The organism is Siminovitchia thermophila (assembly GCF_016909185.1).
In the GTDB taxonomy this organism is placed as follows: domain Bacteria; phylum Bacillota; class Bacilli; order Bacillales; family Bacillaceae_C; genus Siminovitchia; species Siminovitchia thermophila.
In genome coordinates, this window is sequence record NZ_JAFBFH010000019.1 from 1 (window position 1) to 25,823 (window position 25,823).

Below are 25,823 nucleotides of genomic sequence, written 5' to 3' on the forward strand. Positions count from 1 at the left end.
TTGCTCGAACAGGGTTTTCCTTATCAATCATTTCATCTAAACACAGTAATTGAAAACTTATTTGATCTCTTGAAAAACCGTGAACATTGCCCATTTTAATAATCCCCTCTGCTTATAAGTTACCTATATTATACCTTTTTTTGGTTTTATTTGTTAGACAGTCTGATGTAAGGTGCCGTAAGACTCCCACCTCAAAATCCTGAGTGAATACAAAAGGTCTAAGTGGGAGTAAACGGCACCTAAATGCCCGATTGGTTCAACTAACATTCAGTAGGAGATGGAAGAAAACGCCTACTGAATGAGGTTTCACTTTATTGTTCTTTTTTCATCAGCTGATTTAGTCGTGTCCCAGACTCGGACTCCATTAAAAGAATGCGTTCATATTCTTTCAGATAGGTTGTCAATACCCTTTTCTTTTATTTCGTTGTGACATCCATTTTTTTGTGTGTAAATAATACTGCCTGATTGGGCGGCTCCCCCATCAGGATTCGTCCTTGGAGTGCTTTACGATCATTTACCATTATCAACGGACAAAAAGGCCTCAGCCCGTTTACATACGGGGCTGAAGCCTCTTATGTCATTGGTAGGCAGGGTGCAGTTCTTTTTTCTCAACCGCCCTGTTCTTACCTTTAGTCAATTTGCTTGGATAGCCGGCACTTATTTTACCACGGCTGCGGGACGGTTTCTTTTAACCGAATCAATGATATGGCCATCTTCGTCCCATTTGATGGCACGGTAATGGCCATCGTGATAAAATGTGAACCAGCTTCCTGACTTGATTGCTTCCGGAATCCATTTTTGCTTTGCATAAATAGAATCCATCGGGTAATCGTCATAAGCCAAAACCCATAATACATTTCGGTGGGCATGGGTCGGCATGATGTCAGCCATGTGAACCGCCCTTTCACCGGAACTTTCGATCGTAATGATACTGTGCCCGGCGCTGTGTCCCCCTGTATGAACCATGTTAATGACGCCTTCAATCTCAATCTCTTCAGAAAACGTTTTCACCTGTTCTTGAATCGGTTCCCAGTTTTCTTTCCAGTATGTATTTCGGGAGCGGATATTGGGATTGCGCATTTCATCCCATTCAATGGCAGATGTGTAAATCACCGCGTTCGGAAAAAAAGAAACATAACGATCTCCAACTTTTTTCGTTAATCCGCCTGCATGGTCAAAATGCATGTGGGTCATACAAATAATATCAATGTCAGAAGGTGCCAGCCCAAACTTGGCAAGCGATTCTTCCACTTTCGATTGTTCCGTAACGCCGTAGTTTCTTAATTGCTTTGCGGACAACTTGCCGTAGCCAAGCCCTGCTTCAATCAAGATGTTTTTTCCATTTACTCTCAAAAAAATAGGGTCTGACCTTAATTCAATTTGATTCTTTTCATTAACCGGATATTTTTTTTCCCATAAGGGCTTGGGCACTACACCAAACATGGCTCCCCCGTCAAGATACGTATCTCCGCCATTGAGCCAGGTTAACGTCAATTCACCAATGTTCATTGTTTCCATTTTCTCGACCTCCCGCACATTTCGAAATTATTGTACCATATTAATTGAATATTCAGCCATGTAAAAGCAAATAAAAAATAAAAAACCGCAACCTGCCAATGAAAAATGGTGTACATACTGTTAACATACCATCATCATTTGGAAGACTGCGGCGGGGTTCTATAAAATGAGCATTAGATAAATTTCTCTAAATATCCGATCCAGAATTTTACTTCTTGAATACGATTTTTACTTTTATGCCAACCAACAGAAAGCATCGTATGGGCGATAACATACCATTTCATTCGAAGCAGCAGGTTATCTGTCATATCTATTCCATATTGTTCAAGCCATTTCGGCCAATCAGTACGCGGGATATAAAAATATAAAAGAGGCCCGATATCAAGAGCAGGATCTGCAATCGCCGCTCCATCCCAATCAATTAAGTAGAGCTCACCATCGTCGGAAAGAAGCCAGTTGTTATGATTGACATCACCGTGGCAAACTGTCCATGTGTCATGATGGACATTGGATTTTTCCGTTTGCAAAAATTGAAGGGATGATTGAACAATTTCATTCGAAAGTAAATCCCCATCCACCACGGCGACTACATCTGACAGGATCATTTCCGGCTTATAAGGTGTTTTTCCGAGGCGAGAAAGCATTGTTAACAACGCGCGCGATGCGTGTATTTTTTTCAGTAATTTCGCAACGCGGGAGTGAGTCATATCTTGGGGTTTAAATTCCCTGCCGTTTAAGCATTCCTGAGCTGTAATGACATCTCCGTTTTCCATTCTTTTTGTCCAAATCAATTTCGGAACAATGCCCTCCGCAGATAATACGGCAAGAAAAGGAGAGGAATTGCGCTTCAAGAAAAGTTTTTCCCGTTCATTACACGCGAAAAAAGCTTCCCCTGTCGCACCACCAGCAGGAATGATTTCCCAATTATGCTCGAATAAATGTTTCACCGTCATTCACCTTCAATATTTATGGAAAGGGACGTTCCTCTCCCATTTATCTCAGTAGAAAGAAAAAAGACAGCTATTGGAGTGATAAAATACAATAGCCATCCTTCTTTAAATTTTAACTCTAAGTTGCATTTTTCGTCAAGTCCGTATTCCGATAAAGTAGATGTTACTTTTGTCGAAATCTGCGCTTTATCTTTTACAGGCCGCTTCAGGCTATGGATACAATGAATGAATGACCATAAAATGATTTATGTCGTTCTTTTAATAGCCACTGTTTTGCAACTGTCCAACAAGGCCTTTGCCCCAAGCATTTGCATCCTTTTAACAGGTAAGCGCGGCGCTTTTAATTTACGAAGCCAGCTTTCATAATCATGCTTATCTATAAAAAGCACATCGCTTTGCCCCTCTGGGTAGTCTATGTAACTATTTTCTGATATAACAGTGCGTTGGATGGGTAAATCGACCTTATGATTTTTAAAAATCCGCTTGACTACTGTAGACATGCGATTGGCCGAAATTAATGGATTTAACACTTTATCATCCGCATTGACAGCATTTCTCCAAAAATGCGAAGAAGACCCAATATATACCGCCTCCTCTGCACCGTTTAAAAAAGCAATGCAGAAAATCATCGAAGGAGTCAGGAGCAACACTTCCAATTCCACTTCCGTTTTTTCGAAGCGCATGACAGGCCGGTACATGACAAAAAAAGAGTCGGGAAACCGTTGTAAGAGGCCGCGCAAACGTGGATCCGTGTAGTAGCTGGACTGGACAAACGATCTCTCCGAAATGGTCGTGCTGGCCCATTGAATTTGTGATAAAAATAACTTATCCAAAAAAGACTGCTTTAAAGCAGTTTTCCGTTTGGCGATTTCGATGTTTTTCAGACGACTTCCCCGCTGTTCCAGAGTATTCACGATTGCTTGCCATCTTCGTTTTTTAAGGCGGACAAACTTAGAAGAGTATTCCGAAAGGTCCTCTTCATAGCGTGATACGTAATCTTGTAATTTGATCAACTGCGCCATTTCCTTTTAAAAACAACCTTTCATATCAATGTAAATGATTCGATTTTCTCGTATTTTGGGGAATGATCCAACCGGGTGCGGTAAAGCACCACTTCCACCGCGTCAAAAGCCGGGCCGGGCAAACTGGGGGAGGCATTACGCGCAAGTTCTTGAAGCTGGCTCAAGGAAAATGGCTCTTCCCCCATCCATTTGCGGGCAATTGTAATATGTGGCTTGAACGGTCTCGTTTCAAGCTCAAAACCAGCCCGCTGACATGCTGAAAAAACATTATTCCGCAGTGCATCTAATTGGTCTGTACCTGTAGTGCCCACCCATAAAATCCGCGGTCTTTTTGCTTGTCCGAACGTCCCGGCTTGATTAGGGCGGAGCGTTATGTGCTCGGCCCCCTGAATCGCATCCCCAACGAGTTTAATGGAAGAGGCCAGCACCTCTTTTTCTGCCTTCCCCAGAAACGCAAACGTCATATGGTAATCTTCCGGATGAACCCAGGTCTTAAAAGGGAAAACGCTCTTGATCCGCTCACTGATCGAATGTAAATACATCTTCATCTCCCCAGGCAATGCAAGGGCAAAGAAAAAGTGGTCAGAATGCATCTATAACTCCCCTTAGATTTCCTTATTTGTTTAATTCTTCTTGAAAAAGCAATTGAAGTTTGCGCGTTACAGGCCCGGGTATTCCTTCACCAACTTGGCGGCCATCCACTTTTACGATCGGCATAATTTCGGATGTTGTGCTTGTCAGAAATACCTCATCCGCCTGCCGCAACTCTTCCAAGGAATATTCTTTTTCTGAAAAAGGAATATTGTTTTCTGCACATAATTTCAGTGTGACTTGCCGGGTTATACCGTTTAAAATCAAATTGGTCGCCGGATGAGTGATCACTGTTCCATCTTTTACAATATACACGTTTGATGAAGATCCTTCCGTGATCGTTCCGGAACGATGCAAAATCGCTTCATAACATCCCTGACCGGATGCTTCTTGCTTTGCCAGCACATTTGGCAATAGATTTAAGCTTTTAATATCGCAACGGAGCCATCTGATATCATCTTCGGTGATGGCGGCCACTCCATTTTCAAGTGCTTTTTCAGGACGCGGCGCTTCTGTCGTATAGGCTGAAAAAACCCCTTTCGTTCTACTTGGGTCCGGGAAAATGTGACTTCTGGAAGCTGTTCCTCTTGTTACTTGCATGTAGACCGTTCCCAGCTTCACGCCGTTTTCTTTGACAAGTTGGCGGGCAAGGGAAAGAACTTTATCCCTGGAAAAAGGAATGTCGAGCTTTATTTTTCCGGCACTCGCAAACAGACGTTCAATATGTTCTTCACCTGTAAAAAGATTGCCGTCATATACGCGAATCACCTCGTAAACGCCGTCTCCAAATTGATATCCTCGGTCTTCCATGTCAATGACCGCTTCGGACCTTTCCATCATTTCCCCATTCAAAATCACTTTTCCCATACGTCATCATTCTCCTATCGTAATGTCATTATGAACGTGCCAATTCATGAAATGCCTGGGCGTAGATCGCTGTCGCTTTTATTAAGTCATCGATATGCATATATTCGTCCTTTTGATGAGCAACGTCGTCCCTGCCGGGAAACAATGCCCCAAATGCGACTCCCGCTGTCAATGAGCGCGCATATGTCCCGCCGCTGATCGATAGCAGCTCCGCTTTTTCATTTGTCTGCTCTTCATAAACTTTTATAAGCTTTTGAATCAATTCATGATCTTTCGGAACGTAATGGGGTGGTAAGTTTCTAATCTTCACAAAATCAAAATGGGCGCTTGAAGCTGCGCTTGCTATATCTTGAATCCCTTTTTCAAAAGGAAAAGTGGCGGGGTAGCGCATATTCAACCCAAAACGTCCCCCATCTTCTTCATTATACGTCATAATGCCAACATTGATTGTCAATTCACCTGTAATCTCATCCTCATGCTGGACACCCAAAGCCCGGCCGCGTGAATCCCCGAAAAAGAAATGGACGGCCGCTTTCACAAACTCTCTTCCTCTACGGTCAAGCTTCAATGTATAGAGAAAACTCGCCAAAAGCAAGCCGGCATTTTTTCCGTTGTCCGGCTCCATTCCGTGGGCCGAAACACCTTCCACTTCCATCACAAGATATCCGCTCTCCACATAATAAGACCCGGCTATATTTTGCTCCTTTTTAAAATGATTAAAAAGTTGCAGTAGTTCGGTGTGGTCGCCTTGGATATCAAGCACCGCTCGCGCATGGTCCGGAACCATATTATATCGGCGTCCCGCCACAAAGGAAATGAGCGTTTTGGGGGCACCGTATTCCTTTTCAAAATGATTGTTTTGCACCAAGTCGAAATCACAAATACCTTTCTCGGAATGAATAATCGGAAAATCGGCATCCGGAGCAAATCCCATATCCGGCATTTCCTCATGCTGAAAATAATGGTGGACACAGCGCCAATCACTTTCCTCATCTGTTCCAATGATCAGTCGAATGCGCTTTTCAATAGGCAATCCAAGCTCTTTCACAATCTTCATGCCATAATAAGCGGCCATCGTCGGCCCTTTATCATCAATGGCGCCGCGGGCATAAATTTTGCCGTCTTCCACTTCCCCGCCATACGGATCTTTCGTCCAGCCATCCCCTTCAGGGACGACATCCACGTGGCATAAGGCCGCAATAAGCCCGGCACCTGAGCCCATCTCCAAATGCCCGGCTACATTTCCGACATTTTTTGCAATAAAACCGTCTTTCTCCCCAAGCTGAAGCATATAATCCAATGCTTTTTTTACTCCTTTTCCAAGCGGGGCATCCTCAGTTTGATCATGTTCATTTAAAACACTCTTGATTCGCAAAAGTCCCTGCAAATCTCTTATCATATCAGCTTTTCTCTTTTTTGCTTCAGAGATCCAATCAATATTTGCCATAGACATAGCTCCTTTGAATGCTTGCTGACTCTATTGTACAACTTTTCAGCCATTCAAAAAAAGGGGAAATACTTTTTGGACATACTGTATGGCGAAAAAGTAAGCAAGGCAGATCACCGTAAAAGGAACCGCAAGCGCCGTAGTTACGACATTTTTCCCTTTATAATATCCGTCTTTCCCCGAATATAGCTTTGTAAAAGGATGGCTGCCGACTACTTTATGCCATACAGATCCGCTCCACGCAACCACTGTAAAGAAACCACAAGCAGTTATACCAAGCTTCATCCAAAGCGGCGGAAGCATGACCAGTGCAGCCACCGTTACACCAATAATCCTTATATATCCCCAAAAATATTCTGTATTTCTCGTCGTTACTTTTATAAATAATTCCAAATAGCCGACCATTTCAGTCCGTTTTTTAAATAAACGGTTTGATTTGGAATACAAGCGGGGATTTTTTCGCACTGTCCCTAGTTTCGGTAATTTCTCAATGTCCGAGGACATCCCCAGCACGAACTCCGTATGTTTTCTTTTTTCCCGTTCATCAATAGCGAGATCCTGCTCAAAAGTATGTATGCTCGTAAATCGGGGATAATTCAACACGATCGATCCAACTGTATTGAGCAAAGAGATTAGGATGATCAGTAAAATAGCTCCATGTTCAAATGCCAGAAAGCTGACATACCATATGGCGCCGGCTCCGATCACAAGCGGGATATTTCTCAAGATGCTGATCAAGCCGCGTAACTGAACGTCCAAACGGCCAGATACAGCCATGACGAGCCATTTTAACGTGATCCACGAGATGCAAAAGGATAACAGCTGAAGTCCGGTAAAACCGTAATGTTGAAACCAAAACGGGGCTATCAACAAAGCGAGAAGGCCTGCTGTCAGTATTTCAAATGTATATGAAAATAGTATTCCGCCCTTTTTTAAACCAATAAACAGGCGTTCTTTTTTCATTAAAAAAATGGTGTCCGCTTCCCTGACATACGTTCTGAAATGGCTATTCCATAACAGAAAAAAAGAACCGATAAACAGGAAAGAAAAAGGAATGTGTTGAATCCAGCCAGGCATTTCCAGCCACCAAGACCGATAAATGAAAAATCCAATGACGATACTTGGAATGACAAAATAAACGATGATCGTCCAATCCATTACCGCCCGCATCGTTTTCAACTTATGCTTTCCGTTTTCCAACACCCTCGTCCAAAGCAGTCGCCCGCTATTCATCCCCTTCATCCTCCAGTGAAAGACACGAATACAAATTGCCATCTTCTGCACCGCATTGAGAGAGCACCTCATCCAGTGTTCCCGATGCCTTAATCGTTCCATTTTCCACAACCAAAAAAGAATCGCAAATCCGCTGTGCCGTGTCCACAATATGTGTACACATTAATATGGCGGTTCCAGAAACCCTCTCCTGATCAATCATGTCAAGCAACAGCTTCGTAGAACCGGGGTCCAGTCCCATAAAAGGCTCATCAATGACAAGCAAATCCGGCTTTGAAAACATAGCAAGCGCAATCATCCCTTTTTGTTGCATCCCTTTAGAAAAGGTAGACGGAAATTCATGAATTCTGTCAATGAGCCGAAAAACATTTAACAGTTCCTTGGCATATTCAAGATTCTCTTCCTGCAACTGTTCCACCGCGCATACAAACTCGAAATGCTCCCAAAGAGTCAATTCATCGTAATATATTGGCCTTTCCGGAATATAAGAATAAGAAGAGTCTTCATTCTTTTCAATTTTCCCTTCCAAAAATGGCAATTCTCCCAGCATTGCTTTGATTGTCGTGCTTTTACCAGCTCCATTGTTGCCAATCATGCCAACTAATTCGCCTCTATTGATGGAAAAATCAATATTGGAAATAATAGATTCATTCGGTTTATATCCAGCCTGTTTGATCTTTACATGTATAAGCGCCAAATCCTTCACCTCGTCCTAGATTCGCTTTTAAAGATATACGATATAACATAATAAAAGTTTCATTGCAAAGATAAAATGTGACAAATTACGACCTTTTTCTTCCAATTGTTAAAAATCCCTTTTAAAGCAAGCAAGATTGCGGTAGAATAAAACTGTCTGATATTTTAGTTTCAGACACAAGATGTTAATTACAAAGAAAAGGAGTTGTCCGAAAGGAATCACGACGTAGACTGCACTTCATCAATGCAGCTGTCCGCACCATCTGCCAAGGAATTCAAGATGAGGGAGTGGTTTTTTGAAACCTTCTACGAATAGGATGCTCACCAGGATCAAGGATGTATATTTGTACATTAAAGAAAATGGTACCGTGACGACACGGGAGCTGGCTGATGCATTCGGCAGTACACCTCGCACCATTCAAAGGGATTTGAATGTGTTAGAATACAATGACCTAATCAGCAGCCCGCGCCGCGGGAAGTGGACAACAACAGAGAAAAAAGTGAAATTAACATCTTAGAAAAAAAGAAAATTTGACTGGCCCCAAAGCTCATACGATCGCTTAACTACACGTATACTTAGAAGATTCACAAACCCACTACGTTTATGTTTGCTTTCCTTTAGCAGAAAAGCGCAGATGCCTTTCACAAATGTACAGGCTGAAGAAGCATCGACGCGAGCCTCAGTCATGTTGACTTATCGCAGGACGCCATGAGAAACGTACCATGTAAGCTTCGTGCAACGTTTTTATCATGATGTTCTACCTCCAAAAATAGCGATACCGCTAGAGTATGAAGGCAATACTGTCAGTCAATAGCGCTGGAGCCAGACTTTTCAAATGAAATGCCAAAGAAAGAACTTACTTTCTTTTTCATAACAAAATGCCGCCAGCTGTTTCAAACAGTGGCGGATTTTTTTATACACATGATTAACTCTGATCTACATCTTTTAACTGCCCGATTTCTTCTTCCGTCAACTCCCTATATTCTCCTTCTTTTAACGTTTTGTCGAGTACGAGCGGCCCAAGCGAAACCCGCTTTAAATATTTCACCTTTTTTCCAACCGCCTGAAACATCCGCTTGACTTGATGATATTTTCCTTCTGTGATCGTTAGTTCTATATCTGAATATGTTCCGGATTTGATAATGTGCAGCTTCCCCGGCTTTGTCTGATACCCGTCATCCAGTGTAACGCCCTTTTCAAACAATTGGATGTCTTCTTCCGTGACAATTCCGTCAATGATGGCAAAATATGTTTTAGGCACATCCTTTTTGGGAGACAGCAATTGATGGGCAAGCTTGCCGTCATTTGTCAGCAGCATGAGCCCCTCTGTATCTTTATCCAGTCTTCCAACCGGAAACGGCTTGAATATTCTCTCCTCTTCCTCCAGCAAATCAATGACGGTGGGCTCACGCACATCCTCCGTTGCCGAAATAACGCCAGACGGCTTATTCATCATTATATATATATATTCTCTATATTCCACTTCCTCCCCAAAAATGAAAACCTCATCTTCGTGAGGGTGGACATGGTGCTTCGGATCCTTGATCACCTGCCCATTTACGGAAACGGAGCCCTTTTTTAAAAACTTCTTTACTTCTTTTCGGCTCCCGAAACCCAAATTGCTTAACAATTTATCTATTCTCACAAAAATCACCACCTTGCTTTTACAAAAAAAATCGTGGAAATAGGCCATCGTCCATACGTTTTAGGCGCAGTATCATAGGCTGATGTTGCAGGATACAATTCATGAGGAGTGTTATGTCATGTATACAGATTATCGTCAACAAATGCCCGGTATGCAACAAATGCCCGGTATGCCGCAAATTCCCGGTATGCAGCAAATGCCAATGGGGATGCAAGGATATCCTCAGATGGGAATGCCGATGGGCCAGCCCATGGAAATGCAGCCGAGTGAAATGCAGCAGCCAACAGGTTTCCAACCGCATACGGCAGAGCAACAGGGCGCGCCCTCACTTTTTCCGGGCGGCGGGCAAAGCGGTGCCGGATTCGAAAGAAGGTTGGAACGCCTTGAAAGGCAAGTTGAACGGGTCGACCGACAAATTAACCGGTTCGATCGCCGCATCTCAAGAATCGAAAGGCAACTCGGATTTGGCAGACCCGAAGACCTTGAAGTCCAGCACTATTCTGGAGGATATTATTAAAGAGGCATCCGCAAGGAAGCCTCTTTCCTTTGTCTTTTCATCAAATGTGAAGACGCTGCCTCAATCGTTGCAGCCTGTCGCCAAATAATCGGTCCGCCAAGCCGGATTTCAGCCCAAGATAACCATAAATGGCCGCACCCAAGCCCGCACACAACAAGACGATCAAAAGCGAATGAAAGACCGATTCAGGAGAAAAGACAAACAACAATAAACGGTATAATCCATAAACCGGGATCGCCATCATCACATTGAATAAGACGATTAACAGTGACCTGCGGTACACGAGCCGAATTGGGTAAGATGCAAATTGTTTGATGACAAACAAATTGATGGCAATCGCGGCTCCATAACCCAAAGCTGTGGCATAAACGGCGCCTTCTGTTGAAAAAGCCTGAATGAGCGGCATATTGAAAGTAAGCTTGACAAGGAGACCCGTGAGCAAACTGAGAATCGTAAACCGCTGTTCATTAATCCCTTGTAAAATCGCTGCTGTAACAGAGTATAAGGCAAATAAAATAGCCACCGGGGCATATGTGCGGAGCACTTGTGCCCCATATTCATCATAGCCGTAAAACATTGTGTACATCGGCTCCGCCAACAGGGCAAGCCCGATCGCGGCAGGCATGGTGATAAAAAGAAGGAGTTGAATTGTTTGATCAAGCTGGCGGAACATGAGCTTTTTATTATGTGTCACAAATGATTCGGTTATAAGTGGGACAAGCGTCAACGCAAATGCCGTTGCCAGGGAAACTGGAATAATGACAAGCTTGTGGGTCGTCATATTCAAGATTCCGAGAGAATCCATCGCTTCGGCGGCTCTCCCCGCTTCCGCCATTGCTCTGTTAAATGTCATTTGATCGACAAATTGAAAAAGCGGATTCGCAATCCCGACCAAAACAAATGGAAATGCATATACGATAATTTCTTTATACATTTCCGGCAGCGATACTTCCAATGTCCCCCGATCATGTTGAAGCATTTGATCCAAACCGGGCTTTCTTTTTCTCCAATACCAAAACAGAACGAACAGGCTGGCAATTCCGCCTATAAATGCGGCAAAAGTAGCGACACTAATGGCAGTGACAATATCTTCTTTCATCACATATAAGGCAATAAAAGTGCCCCCCAACAGAAAAATGATGCGCGCCAACTGTTCTACAACCGTTGAAACAGCGGATGGGCCCATTGATTGATGTCCCTGGAAGAAACCTCTGATTAAGCTCATCACGGGAATAATCAAGAGCGCGAAGCTGACAGCCCGTATAACGACGGCAACATCGGCCGTTGTATAATGATGTTTTGTTTCCGCTCCTTTTAGCACAAGCTCCGCCAGCCACGGAGCAAGTCCATACATGGTCAAAAACGAAACAATCCCTGTAGCCAACATGACATAAATGCCTGTGTGAAACAGCTTTCGGCCAACCGCATATTCTTCCATCGCGTTGTATTTTGCGATATATTTGGAGACAGCAAGCGGGACGCCCGCTGTCGCAATACTAATAAAAATCGTATAAGGAACATATCCAAACTGATATAATGCGGCGGGTTCATTTCCGCCGATGATTCTATAGAACGGAATGACATAAAGAAGTCCAAGGACTTTTGACAAAATGGTTCCGAGCGTTAATATAAATGTACCCCGAATTAATTTAGAAGACATGCAATCTCTTACTCTCCATTGTTTTATTTAAAAGGCGGCCTGATACCGCTAAGAATGATTGTATGCGACCTGTTCCTGTATGTTAACTAGAAAATGGATGCTCTTCCTCATGCAGTTTAACTCCCTCTTCAATTCAAGGACGAATCATTCCCAGCTTTATTTCTCACCATTTGCTTCATCAAGCTCTACTGTTATAGTTTACAGTGATCGACGACATTTGACAATGAACAGTCTAGTGACATTTGCTTTTACGATATTTGACAGTTTACAATGAAATAGCAAAAAAACGACAAGGTGTTGACATAGATGAATGCGGATGTAATTGTGATAGGCGGCGGCCCGTCCGGCCTCATGGCTGCTATCGCTGCGGCTGAACGGGAATCCCGCGTACTGTTGCTGGATAAAGGTAATAAACTTGGGCGGAAACTGGCCATATCGGGCGGGGGGCGCTGCAATGTGACGAACAGGCTTCCAACCGATGAAATCATCCGTCATATTCCGGGGAACGGCCGCTTTCTTTATGGAGCTTTCTCCATTTTTAACAATGAAGATATTATCAGTTTTTTTGAAAACCTGGGAATCCGGCTAAAAGAAGAAGATCACGGCCGAATGTTCCCGGCTTCGAACAAAGCCCAGTCGGTCGTGGACGCATTATTATCCCATATGAAAGATTTGGGCGTCTCCGTTCGCACGAACACTCCCGTCAAAGATATTTTATATGGCAAGGACAAAGTGGAAGGCGTTTTACTCGAAAACGGTGAAACATTATCCTGCCGGTCTGTTGTGGTGGCTGTTGGCGGAAAATCCGTTCCCCATACCGGTTCCACCGGCGACGGTTTTCCGTGGGCGAAAAAAGCGGGACATACGATTTCCGATCTCTTTCCGACAGAAGTACCCGTAACATCCAATGAAACTTTTATCAGGGAAAAAACGTTGCAAGGGTTGTCATTAAGGGATGTGGAAGTCAGCGTTCTCAATCCGAAAGGAAAGCCGATCATTACACATCGAATGGACATGCTCTTTACTCATTTCGGCATTTCCGGCCCGGCCGTGCTTCGCTGTAGCCAATTTGTTGTAAAAGCGAAGAAAAAATGGAATTTAAAAGAAGTCGTCATGCGCATTGATGCAATTCCTGACAAACATCTGGAGCCACTATTTGGGCAACTAAAAAAGATGTTGAAGGATGAACCAAAAAAAGCGGCCAAAAATACGTTAAAAGGCTTGCTTCCGGAACGTTATTTGCTTTTTTTGCTGGAAAAAAGCGGAATTGATCCTTCCGCGCAAGGTGCCTCCATATCAACAGACAACATACGGACCTTTGCCACTCATTGCAAGCAGTTCGAATTTACCGTGGAAGGCACGCTTCCGTTGGAAAAAGCCTTCGTTACGGGCGGAGGCATCTCAGTCAAAGAAGTCGAACCGAAATCGATGGAATCAAAACTGATGAAAGGATTGTTTTTTTGCGGAGAAATATTGGATATATACGGATATACCGGGGGCTATAATATTACCGCGGCGCTTGTCACAGGACGCCTCGCGGGGGAAAATGCGGCAAAGTAGTCTCTCGTTCATGGACGTGTAAGCCGGCTTGTGACAAATCTTTTGCTCGTTTTCCCACTGCTTCCCCAAACTGGCACCGAAACACGAGACGCTCGCCTTGCTTATATTCCCGTCCTCCTACCCCTTTGCTTTAAAGAAGGAAAACCAAATTATAATTCGAATAAAAGAGGACTAGTCAATTTCAGAATGTAAGACTCCGCATGCTAGCAAGAAAAGCATCCGAAAAACAACCCTATTTTTTCCGTAAAAGTACGGAAGCTGTCATTGGTCGGCTGATCTCTTATTCACATCGCATTGCATTTTACCAACGACAGCTTCCATTACAAAAAATCACTGTTACCACTCATAAAGCCGATGGCAAGCGACATGAATCTCAGGTGTCATATGATCGCTATTCAAGTTACTCCACCTGCAGTTCTCCGTGTGTTTGCTGCTCTCCCATCAGGATTTGCGGAAGGAAGTAACACCGTCGACTTACTTAACAATCCCTGTAACATTGGATCATCGGTAAATGGCAAATCCATCAGCAACCGTAAAGATAGTTCTCGTTGCCAAATCGTTACACCTGTCCGTCTTCCATTCTTTTAGTCATTTTTTACTTTCTATGTCTGTATATTAGAAGGCCGCCAACTAAGAACAGTACTAGCCCGACAATGAACCAGTTGAATATATTTGTTGCGGTGTTTGGCAACTTGCTTTCACCTGCATCCGTCGTGTCCTTTTTACCAGGTTTTAATTCTTCTTTCTCCTCGCCTAACAATTCCAATCCTTCTCTGGCGCTATTTAACACTTGTAATGCTTTGTTTATATCGTCCTGGGTCGCCTGTTCGTCATGTAATATAGATTCGGCATGTCGCAGTGCATCCCGCAACGCTTTCCAGCTTGCTTTCGTATAGGCGGATGCGTCTCGTTTTTCCGCTTTGACTTTATCAATCGCTTTCTGTAATCCCGACTTATCAATGAAGTCTTGCGCTGAAAGGCCAATTGCTGAACCTTCTCTTGTAGAATCGGCGGCCCCAATAAAAAGATTTCTCTTTTCATCAACGATAATGCTATTTACGTTTCCAATTTCTTTAGGAGCAGGCTCCCATTTATGTCCCCTTCGTTGCAGTTTTTCTCGGGCATTACTTGGAATACCATATTCCCAACGAATGGTCGGAAAAGAATTTGTAAAAATACGCGGCTCTTCAATGGCGTCTTTCAGGTCCATCTTATAACCAATGACATTTAATATCGTTTGTGCCACTGAAGTAATAATAGTCGTTCCTCCAGGCGAACCGACTGTCATAAAGGGTTTTCCATCTTTTAAAACGATCGTAGGTGTCATGCTGCTTAATGGTCGCTTATTCGCTTGAACTTCATTCGCGCCTCCCGGTGTTGCGTCAAAATCAGTTAACTCATTGTTCAAAACTATTCCGTAATCAGGCACCATGATTCCTGATCCAAATAGTTGCTCAATGGTTGTTGTAAAAGAAACGAAATTCCCCCACCGATCTGCTACCGTGAAATGAGTTGTTTCACCGTCAACCTTATCATCCTGTTGTTCATTTGATTGATCAATGGTCATTGCCGTTCCTTTATCCTGATACTCCCAAGGATCACCTTGCTGAATTTCCGAATTTGCGTTATCAGACTGAATTGTTTTGATTCTTTTATCAATATAGTTTTCATTTAGTAATCCTTTTTCAGGTACATCGACATATTCCGGGTCTCCCATGTAGGCCGCTCTGTCTGCATAAGCTAATCGTGTAATCTCCGCCATATAATGGTATTTTTCGGGGGACCTTACCCCATATTTAGTCATATCCATTTTTTCATACATTTTTAATATTTGTAATGCTGTCAATCCGCCGGAACTCGGCGGGGGCATGGATGCGATATCATAGCCTAGATAATCTCCCCACACCGGTTTATGGTACGACACAGCATATTTGTGAACATCACCAGGAGCCATTGAGCCCCCATTTTTTTGTACAATTTTAGCTATGGCATCCGCGATTTCTCCTTTATAAAACACATCTGTACCATGTTCTTTGATTAATGTAAAAGTGCGAGCCAAATCCTTTTGGATGAGTAAATCGCCTTCTTTTAAAGGTTGGCCACCAGGCAAAAATACATCCTTTGCCGCTCCTTGTGATAGTTTGTCCTGGTTACTGCTTATCGCCGCAGCTACTGCCCAGTTTACTTTCACCCCATCTTTAGCTAATTTGATTGCAGGTGAAATAAGTTCAGCTACAGACATTGTTCCCCATTGATTTAAAGCCGCTTCCAACCCTTTTAATGTTCCGGGAACTCCAACTGAAAGCCCGCTTTGTACTCTTTCAGAAAAAGGAATGACGGTTCCCATCATTGTGTCTATATTCCATTTTTCCGGTTCTCCCAAATGATGATTCCATGTCCGAACTTTCAATTTGTTATTGGCAACTTGAAATCTTAACCACTGCCAATCTGTTGATTGCTCAACTTTGTATTTTTGTAATGTGGTATTGTTTGATCCTTTAGACTGAATCAATTTCACTTCATTTGCTTTCGTGTCAATTTCAATTCCATAGCCATTTTTGACAAATGTAGTGTTGGCAGATTGAAACTCATCAGCACGTAACCATAATCGAATTCTTCTGTCATCCCCAGGATCATCTGTCCTAAATCGAATCAGTAACTCGCCTTCCGCAATCTCATCCATTACAGAGACGGCTTGTGCAAAAGGTTTTTTTTCACCATCTGCTTTCTCAGAACCAAAATGAATGCTTCCTCCATCTTGATCTAATGTTAACGTTGTTCCTCTTTCAAAGACTTGAAATTTTTCAGGATTCCACTCCCCTTCATCTCCTTCAAAATGGTATGTGAAAATATTTTGATTTGAACTCAAATCATTGACATGGACTTCTCCAATATGGAATTGTTCTCCGCCGTTATTATTTAACTCATTTGCTCCTATCAGGAATTTCCCTTTACCTTCTACAACTTGACTCTTATCCATAAACATATCTGGTGTTGCCCTACTTGGGGCTCGTTCTCGGCTATTGATAATGGACACATCTTTTTATTAGCATCGTAGTACATGAAAAAGCCGCCGCCACCAATTCCGGACATCATTGGTTCCACAACATTTAAAGCAAATTGGATGGCGACAGCTGCGTCTACTGCATTACCGCCCTTTTTTAAAACCTCTGCCCCAATCTTTGACGCAAGTGGATGGGCCGTAACCACCATGCCGTAGTCTCCTTCGGCAGTTTGCTCAGGCTGTACACCGGGATTTTCTGGTTCATACCCGGTATTATCATCCGTACTGGCTAAAATAGGTTGGGGCGGAGCCGAAAAGCTAAAAGTAACGATAAGGACCATTGAAAATAACGTTGATAACCAGCTGTATTTGTTTTTACTCATTCAAACACCCGCTTCCATTTCTATTGTGTCTCATGAATGAAATACAAAAACATTTTTTCTCTAGACAAGTCCATGTTCAAAAAACATAAAATAGTGAAACGAACGTTTCCCATTGATCAACATGCCCATTTGCACCCCCTCCCGGTAAAAGTGAAATACTGTTGTCACTTCATACAAAGCAATTTGATCGAACTGGGAAAAAAAGAACAAATACAATGAAGAAAGATTACATAGCGATCATGTAGAAATTTTTCCGCGTTTATTTTCATTATATTCCGAATTATCCGTGCAATGTGGTATTATATGTATTCGCTTACATTTGGATATAACATTGCTTTTGAATGGTGATAAATAACAATTCATTATGGACTTTTGACTCAGGAACAATTCTTTCTTTATCGTTATCGAATGACGAAAATAACATCATTCAGGTATGGATTTTTCCTTTATCGTTATCGAACTTGTGGAAGGAACGGTCTTATGGGCAAGATTCCTCGTTATCATCATTACCAGATTTGCGCAAGAAAGGTTCAGTCGAGCACGATGTCCTTTATCGAAAAAAGGAAAGGAGCCTGGGACCCAACTAAATCAACTGATAAAAAAACGAACAATAGAGTGAAACTTCATTCAGTAGGCGTTTTCTTCCATCTCCTACTGGATGTTAGTTGAACCAATCGGGCATTTAGGTGCCGTTTTCTCCCACTTAGACCTTTTGTATTCACTCAAGATTTTGAAGTGGGAGTTTTACGGCACCTTACATGCCGGATAAAGTGAAACTTCATTCAGTAGGAGTTTTCTTCCATCTCCTACTGAATGTTAGTTGAACCAATCGGGCATTTAGGTGCCGTTTTCTCCCACTTAGACCTTTTGTATTCACTCAAGATTTTGTAGTGGGAGGCTTACGGCACCTTACATGCCGGATAAATTGTCCCAGTGTATCATACGCAAGCTTTTAGCGTGTCAACATAGGTAGACTCCTGCGGGAATAGCTCGAGCTGAAGATCCGCAGGAAAGCGACCTTTGCTTTCCGAGGAAGCTGAAGAGACCTGCGGAAAGCGAAATATGTTGACGTAGCGATAATAGGGATTTTTTACAAAAATAACCCGAACAATTTATAAATGAATTGTTCGGGTTTTTGCTATTTCATATTTGCTTATGTCCCAGACTCACCGTTTTATTTTGCCGACTTACAATAAGGTTTATCTTCCTAATCCGCTGTCAGCGAACATACATGACCATGGCGCTAAAGCAATATACTTGTTCATCTCCTGCTTCCCCAAGCATCGCAATGTTGTATTTGATGTCAACAATGTGTTTTCTGTCCAGACCGCTTAGAAAGTTATTCATCTCCTCTTCGAGATCCTGTTCGTGCTCGCAATCGAACAGCTTCACCTGAAGCACTGTCTCCACCTCTTTGTTTTTTCAACCATTGTTTCCATAATAGTCAGACTTTATGCCTGTCTTAGGAAATGTTTAGCGCTTCTGCTTCAGCTCTCCGGTCCATTTGAGCATGCCGCCAACCATGTTGACCACATGCTCATATCCTTGTAGCTGCAGATATTCACAAACTTTTCCGCTTCGGCCCCCGGATCTGCAAATAAAAATGTATTCATTTTTCGATTCCAGTTTGTCAAGATGATCCGGAATATCCGCCATGCGGATATGAACTGCTTCCGGAATCATTCCTTCAGCCACTTCCTCATCTTCCCTTACGTCAATTAAATGTAACGTTTCTCCTTTTTGAAGCCGTTCTTTTACCTCATCAGGCGTAATCGTTTTTATGTTCATGTTTGACACCTTCCCATCAAGAAATCTTTTAACATTATAACAATAAAGAAAAGCCTCCGGAAGTGGAGACTTTTCATCATCAGTTCGCAACGATATTGACTAATTTTCCTGGTACTGCAATCACTTTTCTAATAGTCTTACCTTCTATGAGTGCTTTGATTTTCTCATCGTTTTTAGCGGCTTTTTCTAGCTCTTCCTTGCTTGCTTCACGAGAAACAATCAATTTGGACCTTACTTTTCCATTGATTTGGACAACGACTTCCACTTCATCAGAAATGAGTTTTGCTTCGTCGTACTGAGGCCACGGTTCATAGGAAATCGTCTCTTTATGACCAAGCTTTTGCCACAACTCTTCCGCCATATGCGGAGCGATCGGGGATAACAGTTTCAGGAAGCCTTCAATATATTTTTTTGGAAGTACTTCTGCTTTATATGATTCATTGATGAACACCATCAATTGGGAAATTGCAGTGTTAAAATGCATTGCTTCAAAGTCTTCCGTTACTTTTTTGACCGTTTGATGATACACTATCTCAAGCTGTCCGCCTGTTTGATCACTGATTTTATCCGTAATATGACCATTTTCGGCAACGAGAAGGCGCCAAATACGGTCAAGGAAACGACGGGCACCGTCAAGTCCGGTCGTTGACCATGCAGCGGATGCTTCAGGAGGGCCCATGAACATTTCATAGAGCCGGAGTGTATCTGCTCCATGGCTTTCAATAATATCATCCGGATTGACGACATTCCCTTTGGATTTACTCATTTTCTCATTGTTTTCTCCAAGAATCATCCCTTGGTTAAACAGTTTTTGGAACGGTTCTTTTGTCGGAACAACTCCGATATCATATAAGAATTTATGCCAAAAACGGGCGTATAGCAAGTGTAGTACGGCATGTTCCGCGCCGCCAATATAAACATCGACTGGAAGCCAGTTTTCTAATAGTTCCTTGTCGGCAAGCTCCTTGTCGTTGTCAGGATCAATGAATCTCAAGAAATACCAGCAGCTTCCGGCCCATTGCGGCATCGTATTCGTTTCCCTGCGGCCCTTCTTCCCGGTTTCCGGGTCTTCCACATGAAGCCAGTCAGTAATATTGGCAAGCGGCGACTCACCGGTTCCCGATGGTTTAATCTCGTCTGTTTCAGGCAGTAAAACTGGCAACTGTTCTTCGGGAACAGCCGTCATTGTCCCGTCCTCCCAATGGATAATCGGGATCGGTTCTCCCCAGTAACGTTGGCGGCTAAACAACCAGTCACGCAAGCGATATGTGACTTTTCTTTTGCCATGTCCTTCTTTTTCCAGCCAGTCATTCATTTTTTCGATGGCTTCATCAAGACCCAAACCATCCAAGAATCCGGAGTTTACGTGAAGGCCGTCGCCAATATAGGCCTCTTTTTCAATGTTTCCGCCGGAAACGACTTCTTTAATTTCCAACCCGAATTTCCGGGCAAATTCATAGTCCCGCTCATCGTGTGCAGGCACGGCCATAATAGCGCCAGTTCCATAGGAAGCCAATACATAATCGGCGATCCAAATGGGCATTTTTTCGCCGTTTGCCGGATTAATGGCATAAGCACCTGTAAATACGCCCGTCTTTTCTTTGGAAAGATCTGTTCTTTCTAAGTCGCTTTTTGTTTTAATGTTGTCTATATAAGCTTCCACTTCTGACTTTTGTTCAGGAGTGGTAATTTTGGCAACAAGATGATGTTCTGGAGCCAGCACCGCATATGTCGCACCAAACAATGTATCGGGGCGAGTTGTAAAAGCCGTAAACGTTTCGTCATGACCGGCAATGGAAAAGGTGATTTCCGCCCCTTCGGAACGGCCAATCCAGTTGCGCTGCATATCTTTAATACTTTCGGGCCAATCGAGTTCATCCAAATCTTCAAGCAGGCGGTCCGCATATTTCGTAATTCTTAAAATCCACTGCTTCATCGGCCGGCGTTCAACGGGATGCCCGCCGCGCTCACTTTTTCCATCAATGACTTCCTCGTTGGCCAGGACGGTTCCAAGCGCCGGGCACCAATTGACCGGAACTTCATCAATATAAGCAAGGCCATGTTCAAACAGCTTGAGAAAAATCCATTGCGTCCATTTATAATAGGATGGATCGGTCGTGTTAATTTCCCGGTCCCAATCATAAGAAAAGCCGAGCGCCTTGATTTGTTTCCGGAATGTCTCGATATTATGCTCCGTAAACTCGGCTGGATCATTTCCCGTATCAATCGCATATTGTTCAGCCGGAAGACCAAACGCATCCCACCCCATCGGGTGGAGGACATTGTATCCTTGCATTCGCTTCATACGGGCAAGAATGTCCGATGCCGTATATCCTTTCGGATGCCCGACATGAAGCCCTGCTCCCGACGGATATGGGAACATATCAAGAGCATAAAATTTCTTTTTTCCTTCATTTTCAGTCGTTTTAAACGTTTTGTTTTCTTCCCAATAACGTTGCCATTTTTGTTCAATCTGTTTATGATTGTAACTCATCGAGATGCCTCCTACCTTATACTAAATAAAAAAACCCCTCATCCCGGTAATATTCCTGGGACGAGAGGTGTGATTTCTCCCGCGGTACCACCCATTTTTAGCGTATAGCTCACTCACTTGATTGTTCCTTAACGCAGAGAACGGCAAGCATTACCGGAAAAAATCGGGATAAACCGTTTTCTTTCACACCTGCAACTCGAAAGGGGAGTTCCTGATGATCCTGGTTGGCTCCCACCTGCCGCCAACTCTCTGAAAACAGGGTGACATCAATACTGGTCCTTCGTTACCGTTTTAACATATTTTATTATCTTTATTCCCCATTGTAGACAATTTTAGACAGGTTTTCAAGCCTATATTGGGGCTGCGTATTCTATTCAGATGGATGGGCTTCAGATACAAAAGATTCTCCCTTATTTATTCAGAAACGACTTTCATTCCTATTTGACGAATCTGGGGGTGTTGTCTCCGGTTTTTATGTAAAAAGACAGGCCACATTCAGCCTGTCTTCCTGTTAATGCCACGTGCTGTATACTGGACGATCATGATTAAGGAGAATCATTTTGTTTTGCAACTGCTGAATCTTCAAGCGCACTCTGTGGAGCCGTTCACGCTGCTCCGGGTTGGCGCTGTCAGATATTTTTCGGAGCTGTACGAGCATGGCTTCAAGCTCTTGCATGGCATCACTATACTCTATATCATAGTGGTGCTCCTGCCTGCTGCCCAGGTCGTATTGCTCTTCCGCATTGATAATGGCTGTTTCACACCGGTTGATAAAGTGTTCAATCGACTGTCTGGTAGCCATTTAACAATCCTCCCCTTTTTTCGACGGCATATCAGCTCGTCTTCCTGTAGTATATACTCAAATCTTGACGGTTATGTTACAATTTTGTATGAATGCCTTAGGAGGAGCTAAACCATGAATCTTGAAGGGGTACTTTCTTTTACAAGAACCGTCATGCAGAGGGTTGTTCGACCAGGTGGCTTTGTAGTGGATGCGACAGTTGGAAATGGCCACGACACACTTTTTTTGGCACAGCTTATCGGAGACACAGGCCGAGTATTTGGCTATGATATTCAAGAAGAAGCCATTGCTAATACGAAAAAGCAGTTGCAGGAACGAGAACTTCTTGAACGGGTTACCTTGTTTCAGACAGGCCACGAAAACATTTCCGCTACAATCCCTGAAGAAATCCATGGCAGCCTAAGCGGAGCCATGTTCAATCTCGGTTATTTGCCTGGCGGGAATAAATCCATCGTTACGAAAGCGGAAACGACGATCATGGCTGTGAAACAGTTGCTGAAGATGATGGCTCCAGGCGGAATCATTGTTCTCGTTGTTTACCATGGGCATAAAGAAGGGGAAAAAGAGCGGAACGAGCTGTTAAAATTTTCACAAAACCTTGATCAAGACATGGTGCATGTCCTGCAATATGCTTTTATCAACTTAAAAAACAATGCGCCCTTCGTACTTGCTTTTGAAAAAAGATAAGAGGGACAGTCTGATGTAGTCTTGCCGTTTTTTCTTATGGCTTTGGTGGAAGATGACAGCAACTACTGTCATTTGAGCGGAAGTCTGCTACGAAGCGGGGATTGCAATATCCTTTGTGATTGATCATTTTTATTTTATTGGATCAACCCATGGCTACCAGTTTCCTCTGATTTCACAGCAAGTTTGTCCGTTCCGTGGGTCGTCTTATCTCACAGGCATATTGCCTGTCTTTTTTTCGTCTTGATTTCATCCTCATTCATTTCTATTTGCCGAAAAAAATTTAGGTCATTCCATACAGTTATTAGCGTTATGACATTTTTTGCCCAAAGCGCCAAAATAAAACCGCGTGAAATCAAGGTTTTAAAATTGATTTCATGCGGTTATTCATTTTTATACGATTTTGTCCCAATCTCTTTCCTCTGTCCAAATGTTCATCATAAAGCCCAGCCTATATCCCTGCATATTCGGAGCTTTCAACGAAATTCGGTGGGGGCTCGTCTCCTGATCAATGGCTTAGCAATAACTTTGTTAAGTTCGCTATATAAAAATGTTAAAACAGCCCTAATCTGTTCAAAAAGAATATATTCTCTATATATTGAAATCATAACGTTTTAGGAGGAGCGTCCGAAGCCGAAAAGTCGACTTATTGGACATCTCCTTCCTATTGCCTGCGGAGACCATTTTCCCGTTATTTAATGGATGAAGAAAGTTGCTTGGATGTTCCCATCAGCATTCTTTGGACAGCCCTGTAGGCCCGCCCGTTCCAATAAAAAAAGTAACTGATGAAACCGCCCCGCTTCATCATTTTTCTGGCCATCGACTTGACATTTTCCTGTTTGTGGACTTTATTGTCTGATAAATAGACACCGAGCAAGCCCCTATTGATTAAGCGATGGAATTTCCTGTCTGGAAGATTATTCGTATGTTTGTCGGCCTCGTCCAAAAAGTGGATGAATCTGTTTAACATTTCCTCATTGTTTTTATAGTAAAAACAAAAATTCAAGTCCCCGCCTTTTCGGTCTTCCTCCTGGTCGATAAAGTAATCGAGCAAAATATGGAGACCCTGAATATAGGGGAAATACCCATCACGTATCATATGGGCATGTTCATCCATAAAATCGTGCCGCATGGCGTAAGATACTAGACAGAAAATCCCCAAAGTGGAACCCGAACAAGCGGAAAATTCATGCCATCCCATCTTTGGCAATCCGTGCTCATATTGAGCAAACCAATTTTTTAAACGGTCTTCCCGTTCTTCCGTACGAACATGTTTATGTATTTGCAAATCACAATAATACGTACATAGTTCAAATAAATGGGGTTTGATCGTTTTATAATGGGGGACTCTTTCAAGAACAGATTGGCACGTCTTCATTAAATCAACGAGATAACCGCCATCATCCCGGTCCTGCCGATGGCGATAATAATCCCGTTCCGTTGCACCAACCGTCAACGCGTCTTCCATTGCTTCATGAAGCGCCGCGAAATCCTTCGGATCAAGAGAAGTACTCCGGTCACAAAGATTATCCAGGTAGTCGCTGATTGTTTGGTAGGCGACGATAAATTTAATTACATCCCGCTTTTTTTCCAGCGCAGCCAATGCCATGATAGACCCGCCTTCACAATGAAACGTTTTATGTTCAATGCTTGCCAAAGCCTGCTGTCGGAGCTCTCTATTTGGTATCTCGTCCGCACGTTGTTTCCAGTAACCGAGCTCCTCATGAACAGCCGGCATGATTTGGCGGTATACTTTATTCATTAATGTAATTGGATGCGTTGGCAACATGTTTTGACATCACCTCATTCGTTACCATTATACTCTATCAGAAGCAGCTCGTTGTGAATAAAGTTCTTTGCATATTCAAATACAAGCTCTCTTTCAGGTTCATTGAAGATTTCGTGAAAGCAATTCGGCCATTCTTTATAAATCTTTTCCGTAACCGATAGCTGATTGAACCACTCGACCACTTCTGCTTTATCTACAATTTTATCATCCCCGCCCTGCATAACCAAAAGAGGAACATCAGGAAAGGTTGAAATGTGTGTGAAAGCCGCCTTCATGGCTTTTAAAAGTTCACGATACCAACGGACAGATACCTTTGTAACAAATAAACTATCGTTTAAAGCCCGGTCTTTCACATCCTCGTTTCTAGTAGCCATATCAATATTTAAAGTGCTCTTTACCTTGATCTCTGGGGCAATCCAGTTCAACCCGACAGATAGGGCGTTCATCGTCAGCGACGGGTATTCCACAAGACCGAGACAAGGAGATGAAAGAATGACGCCTGCCGGCTTTATATTTCTTTCCTGAAGAAGCCTGATCACTGTCAAACCACCCATGCTATGGCCAAGAAGGAATACGGGTAATTCATATTTTTCAGCTTCCTCGATCCAGCTTTCCACTTCGATAATATATTCATTGAAAGAGTCGATATGGCCCCGGTGCGAGCGGGTCGTCAGCCCCTGTCCCGGCAGATCCCCCGTTACAATATGAAAATGGTTCACACGCCACATTTCTATGAGCCATCCATACCGCCGATGGTGCTCCATAGCGCCATGAACTAGTACGATAACGCCACGGGCTTGCCCTACAGCTTCCCATTTCCTCATGTTGTAAACTCCTTGCCTGTATTTTTCAAGAACAATAAATTGGCTGTTTGATAAACCAATGTGAAAGTTCCTTCTTCTATCATACGTATACTCTCCCCGTATTTCTACTTAATGAGTCTTCTTTAACACTTTTTCCGTCATTTTCGTTAAGATAGGGGTACAGTCAAACTTCAAACTGCGGGCTTTCGGCTGCTGATGGTTCGCTGAACCAATCAGGCATTTACTGGCTGTTGATCCCATACTTTCCATTCTCGTTTTCTTGAAATAGGGCTTACTGCCAGTTGCCCTACTTCACATCGAATTTTGGATATGGGCTTACTGCCAGTTAAAGCGATATACATTAATGGC

Annotated in this window: 20 protein-coding genes, 1 pseudogene and 1 other annotated feature; of the genes and pseudogenes, 4 read left to right on the forward strand and 17 right to left on the reverse strand. The window is 43.1% G+C overall.

Annotated elements, in window-relative coordinates; all coding sequences use genetic code 11:
* Positions 1 to 657 precede the first annotated feature (657 nt).
* The 8 genes from JOC94_RS13360 to JOC94_RS13395 all read right to left on the reverse strand — a co-directional run bounded on the left by JOC94_RS13360 (position 658) and on the right by JOC94_RS13395 (position 8,334).
* Positions 658 to 1,518: a YtnP family quorum-quenching lactonase gene (locus tag JOC94_RS13360; RefSeq protein ID WP_077111923.1), complete on the reverse strand. Its 861-nt coding sequence runs from the start codon at positions 1,516 to 1,518 to the stop codon at positions 658 to 660.
* A gap of 173 nt (positions 1,519 to 1,691) precedes the next feature.
* Positions 1,692 to 2,465, reverse strand: coding sequence for a phosphotransferase family protein (locus JOC94_RS13365; RefSeq protein WP_077111925.1), 774 nt, complete (start codon positions 2,463 to 2,465; stop codon positions 1,692 to 1,694).
* Between the two features lie 248 nt (positions 2,466 to 2,713).
* Positions 2,714 to 3,481: an NERD domain-containing protein gene (locus tag JOC94_RS13370; RefSeq protein ID WP_077111922.1), complete on the reverse strand. Its 768-nt coding sequence runs from the start codon at positions 3,479 to 3,481 to the stop codon at positions 2,714 to 2,716.
* 29 nt (positions 3,482 to 3,510) lie between these two features.
* Entirely contained in the window at positions 3,511 to 4,083 is a 573-nt protein-coding gene (thpR, locus tag JOC94_RS13375) for an RNA 2',3'-cyclic phosphodiesterase (protein WP_077111921.1), read from the reverse strand.
* Positions 4,084 to 4,105: 22 nt separating this feature from the next.
* Positions 4,106 to 4,948: a D-amino-acid transaminase gene (dat, locus tag JOC94_RS13380; protein WP_077111920.1), complete on the reverse strand. Its 843-nt coding sequence runs from the start codon at positions 4,946 to 4,948 to the stop codon at positions 4,106 to 4,108.
* A gap of 28 nt (positions 4,949 to 4,976) precedes the next feature.
* Positions 4,977 to 6,395, reverse strand: a complete 1,419-nt coding sequence (gene pepV, locus JOC94_RS13385; protein ID WP_077111919.1) for a dipeptidase PepV — start codon at positions 6,393 to 6,395, stop codon at positions 4,977 to 4,979.
* Between the two features lie 45 nt (positions 6,396 to 6,440).
* Positions 6,441 to 7,628 (reverse strand): ABC transporter permease, encoded by a 1,188-nt coding sequence (locus tag JOC94_RS13390; RefSeq protein ID WP_077111918.1) that lies wholly within the window; start codon positions 7,626 to 7,628, stop codon positions 6,441 to 6,443.
* Complete coding sequence (locus tag JOC94_RS13395; protein ID WP_321189679.1) at positions 7,621 to 8,334, reverse strand: ABC transporter ATP-binding protein; 714 nt, start codon at positions 8,332 to 8,334, stop codon at positions 7,621 to 7,623. Before JOC94_RS13395 ends, JOC94_RS13390 begins: the two co-directional genes overlap by 8 nt.
* Positions 8,335 to 8,620: 286 nt before the next feature.
* Here JOC94_RS13395 and JOC94_RS13400 point away from each other — a divergent pair, with 286 nt between their 5' ends.
* The gene (locus JOC94_RS13400) at positions 8,621 to 8,842 is read left to right on the forward strand and encodes a DeoR family transcriptional regulator (RefSeq protein WP_077111916.1); all 222 of its coding nucleotides are present in this window, start codon (positions 8,621 to 8,623) and stop codon (positions 8,840 to 8,842) included.
* A 408-nt stretch (positions 8,843 to 9,250) separates the two neighbouring features.
* On the opposite strand, the gene JOC94_RS13405 is transcribed toward JOC94_RS13400, so the two are convergent.
* Positions 9,251 to 9,970 carry a pseudouridine synthase gene (locus JOC94_RS13405; protein ID WP_077111915.1) on the reverse strand — a complete coding sequence of 240 codons (720 nt, stop codon included), beginning with the start codon at positions 9,968 to 9,970 and terminating at the stop codon, positions 9,251 to 9,253.
* 118 nt (positions 9,971 to 10,088) lie between these two features.
* On the opposite strand from JOC94_RS13405, the gene JOC94_RS22950 reads away from it, so the two are divergent.
* Positions 10,089 to 10,487: a hypothetical protein gene (locus JOC94_RS22950; RefSeq protein ID WP_236017095.1), complete on the forward strand. Its 399-nt coding sequence runs from the start codon at positions 10,089 to 10,091 to the stop codon at positions 10,485 to 10,487.
* A 40-nt stretch (positions 10,488 to 10,527) separates the two neighbouring features.
* Here JOC94_RS22950 and JOC94_RS13415 read toward each other — a convergent pair whose 3' ends face one another.
* Positions 10,528 to 12,147 (reverse strand): putative polysaccharide biosynthesis protein, encoded by a 1,620-nt coding sequence (locus tag JOC94_RS13415; protein ID WP_077111914.1) that lies wholly within the window; start codon positions 12,145 to 12,147, stop codon positions 10,528 to 10,530.
* A 306-nt stretch (positions 12,148 to 12,453) separates the two neighbouring features.
* On the opposite strand from JOC94_RS13415, the gene JOC94_RS13420 reads away from it, so the two are divergent.
* Positions 12,454 to 13,707: a BaiN/RdsA family NAD(P)/FAD-dependent oxidoreductase gene (locus tag JOC94_RS13420; RefSeq protein WP_077111913.1), complete on the forward strand. Its 1,254-nt coding sequence runs from the start codon at positions 12,454 to 12,456 to the stop codon at positions 13,705 to 13,707.
* Positions 13,708 to 14,461: 754 nt separating this feature from the next.
* Here JOC94_RS13420 and ggt read toward each other — a convergent pair.
* From ggt to JOC94_RS13445, 5 genes and pseudogenes are all read right to left on the reverse strand, one after another.
* Positions 14,462 to 17,052: pseudogene (gene ggt / locus JOC94_RS13425) on the reverse strand (gamma-glutamyltransferase); the annotation flags it as partial.
* A gap of 1,260 nt (positions 17,053 to 18,312) precedes the next feature.
* Positions 18,313 to 18,495, reverse strand: coding sequence for a sporulation protein Cse60 (locus tag JOC94_RS13430; protein WP_077110872.1), 183 nt, complete (start codon positions 18,493 to 18,495; stop codon positions 18,313 to 18,315).
* Positions 18,496 to 18,567: 72 nt separating this feature from the next.
* A complete protein-coding gene (locus tag JOC94_RS13435) occupies positions 18,568 to 18,882 on the reverse strand; it encodes a rhodanese-like domain-containing protein (RefSeq protein ID WP_077110874.1) in 315 nt (104 codons plus the stop codon).
* 79 nt (positions 18,883 to 18,961) lie between these two features.
* Positions 18,962 to 21,376: a leucine--tRNA ligase gene (gene leuS, locus JOC94_RS13440; RefSeq protein WP_077110876.1), complete on the reverse strand. Its 2,415-nt coding sequence runs from the start codon at positions 21,374 to 21,376 to the stop codon at positions 18,962 to 18,964.
* A 53-nt stretch (positions 21,377 to 21,429) separates the two neighbouring features.
* Positions 21,430 to 21,672 (reverse strand) — a binding site (T-box leader).
* 215 nt (positions 21,673 to 21,887) lie between these two features.
* The gene (locus JOC94_RS13445) at positions 21,888 to 22,178 is read right to left on the reverse strand and encodes a YtzC family protein (RefSeq protein WP_077110878.1); all 291 of its coding nucleotides are present in this window, start codon (positions 22,176 to 22,178) and stop codon (positions 21,888 to 21,890) included.
* Between the two features lie 114 nt (positions 22,179 to 22,292).
* On the opposite strand from JOC94_RS13445, the gene JOC94_RS13450 reads away from it, so the two are divergent.
* Complete coding sequence (locus JOC94_RS13450) at positions 22,293 to 22,865, forward strand: tRNA (mnm(5)s(2)U34)-methyltransferase (RefSeq protein WP_077110880.1); 573 nt, start codon at positions 22,293 to 22,295, stop codon at positions 22,863 to 22,865.
* 688 nt (positions 22,866 to 23,553) lie between these two features.
* Here the strand turns inward: JOC94_RS13450 and JOC94_RS13455 are convergent.
* On the reverse strand, positions 23,554 to 24,651 hold the full coding sequence (locus tag JOC94_RS13455; RefSeq protein WP_077110882.1) for a tetraprenyl-beta-curcumene synthase family protein: 1,098 nt from the start codon (positions 24,649 to 24,651) through the stop codon (positions 23,554 to 23,556).
* A gap of 14 nt (positions 24,652 to 24,665) precedes the next feature.
* The gene (locus JOC94_RS13460; RefSeq protein ID WP_077110884.1) at positions 24,666 to 25,475 is read right to left on the reverse strand and encodes an alpha/beta fold hydrolase; all 810 of its coding nucleotides are present in this window, start codon (positions 25,473 to 25,475) and stop codon (positions 24,666 to 24,668) included.
* Positions 25,476 to 25,823 lie beyond the last annotated feature (348 nt).

Excerpts from the sequence above, each read along its gene's own strand:
- JOC94_RS13390 (WP_077111918.1), bottom strand. The coding sequence starts at position 7,628 with ATGAATAGCGGGCGACTGCTTTGGACGAGGGTGTTGGAAAACGGAAAG.
- JOC94_RS13415 (WP_077111914.1), bottom strand. The coding sequence starts at position 12,147 with ATGTCTTCTAAATTAATTCGGGGTACATTTATATTAACGCTCGGAACC.
- JOC94_RS13455 (WP_077110882.1), bottom strand. The coding sequence starts at position 24,651 with ATGTTGCCAACGCATCCAATTACATTAATGAATAAAGTATACCGCCAA.
- JOC94_RS13435 (WP_077110874.1), bottom strand. The coding sequence starts at position 18,882 with ATGAACATAAAAACGATTACGCCTGATGAGGTAAAAGAACGGCTTCAA.
- JOC94_RS13420 (WP_077111913.1), top strand. The coding sequence starts at position 12,454 with ATGAATGCGGATGTAATTGTGATAGGCGGCGGCCCGTCCGGCCTCATG.
- thpR (WP_077111921.1), bottom strand. The coding sequence starts at position 4,083 with ATGCATTCTGACCACTTTTTCTTTGCCCTTGCATTGCCTGGGGAGATG.
- pepV (WP_077111919.1), bottom strand. The coding sequence starts at position 6,395 with ATGGCAAATATTGATTGGATCTCTGAAGCAAAAAAGAGAAAAGCTGAT.
- JOC94_RS13360 (WP_077111923.1), bottom strand. The coding sequence starts at position 1,518 with ATGGAAACAATGAACATTGGTGAATTGACGTTAACCTGGCTCAATGGC.
- dat (WP_077111920.1), bottom strand. The coding sequence starts at position 4,948 with ATGGGAAAAGTGATTTTGAATGGGGAAATGATGGAAAGGTCCGAAGCG.
- JOC94_RS13450 (WP_077110880.1), top strand. The coding sequence starts at position 22,293 with ATGAATCTTGAAGGGGTACTTTCTTTTACAAGAACCGTCATGCAGAGG.
- JOC94_RS13460 (WP_077110884.1), bottom strand. The coding sequence starts at position 25,475 with ATGAGGAAATGGGAAGCTGTAGGGCAAGCCCGTGGCGTTATCGTACTA.
- leuS (WP_077110876.1), bottom strand. The coding sequence starts at position 21,376 with ATGAGTTACAATCATAAACAGATTGAACAAAAATGGCAACGTTATTGG.
- JOC94_RS22950 (WP_236017095.1), top strand. The coding sequence starts at position 10,089 with ATGTATACAGATTATCGTCAACAAATGCCCGGTATGCAACAAATGCCC.
- JOC94_RS13445 (WP_077110878.1), bottom strand. The coding sequence starts at position 22,178 with ATGGCTACCAGACAGTCGATTGAACACTTTATCAACCGGTGTGAAACA.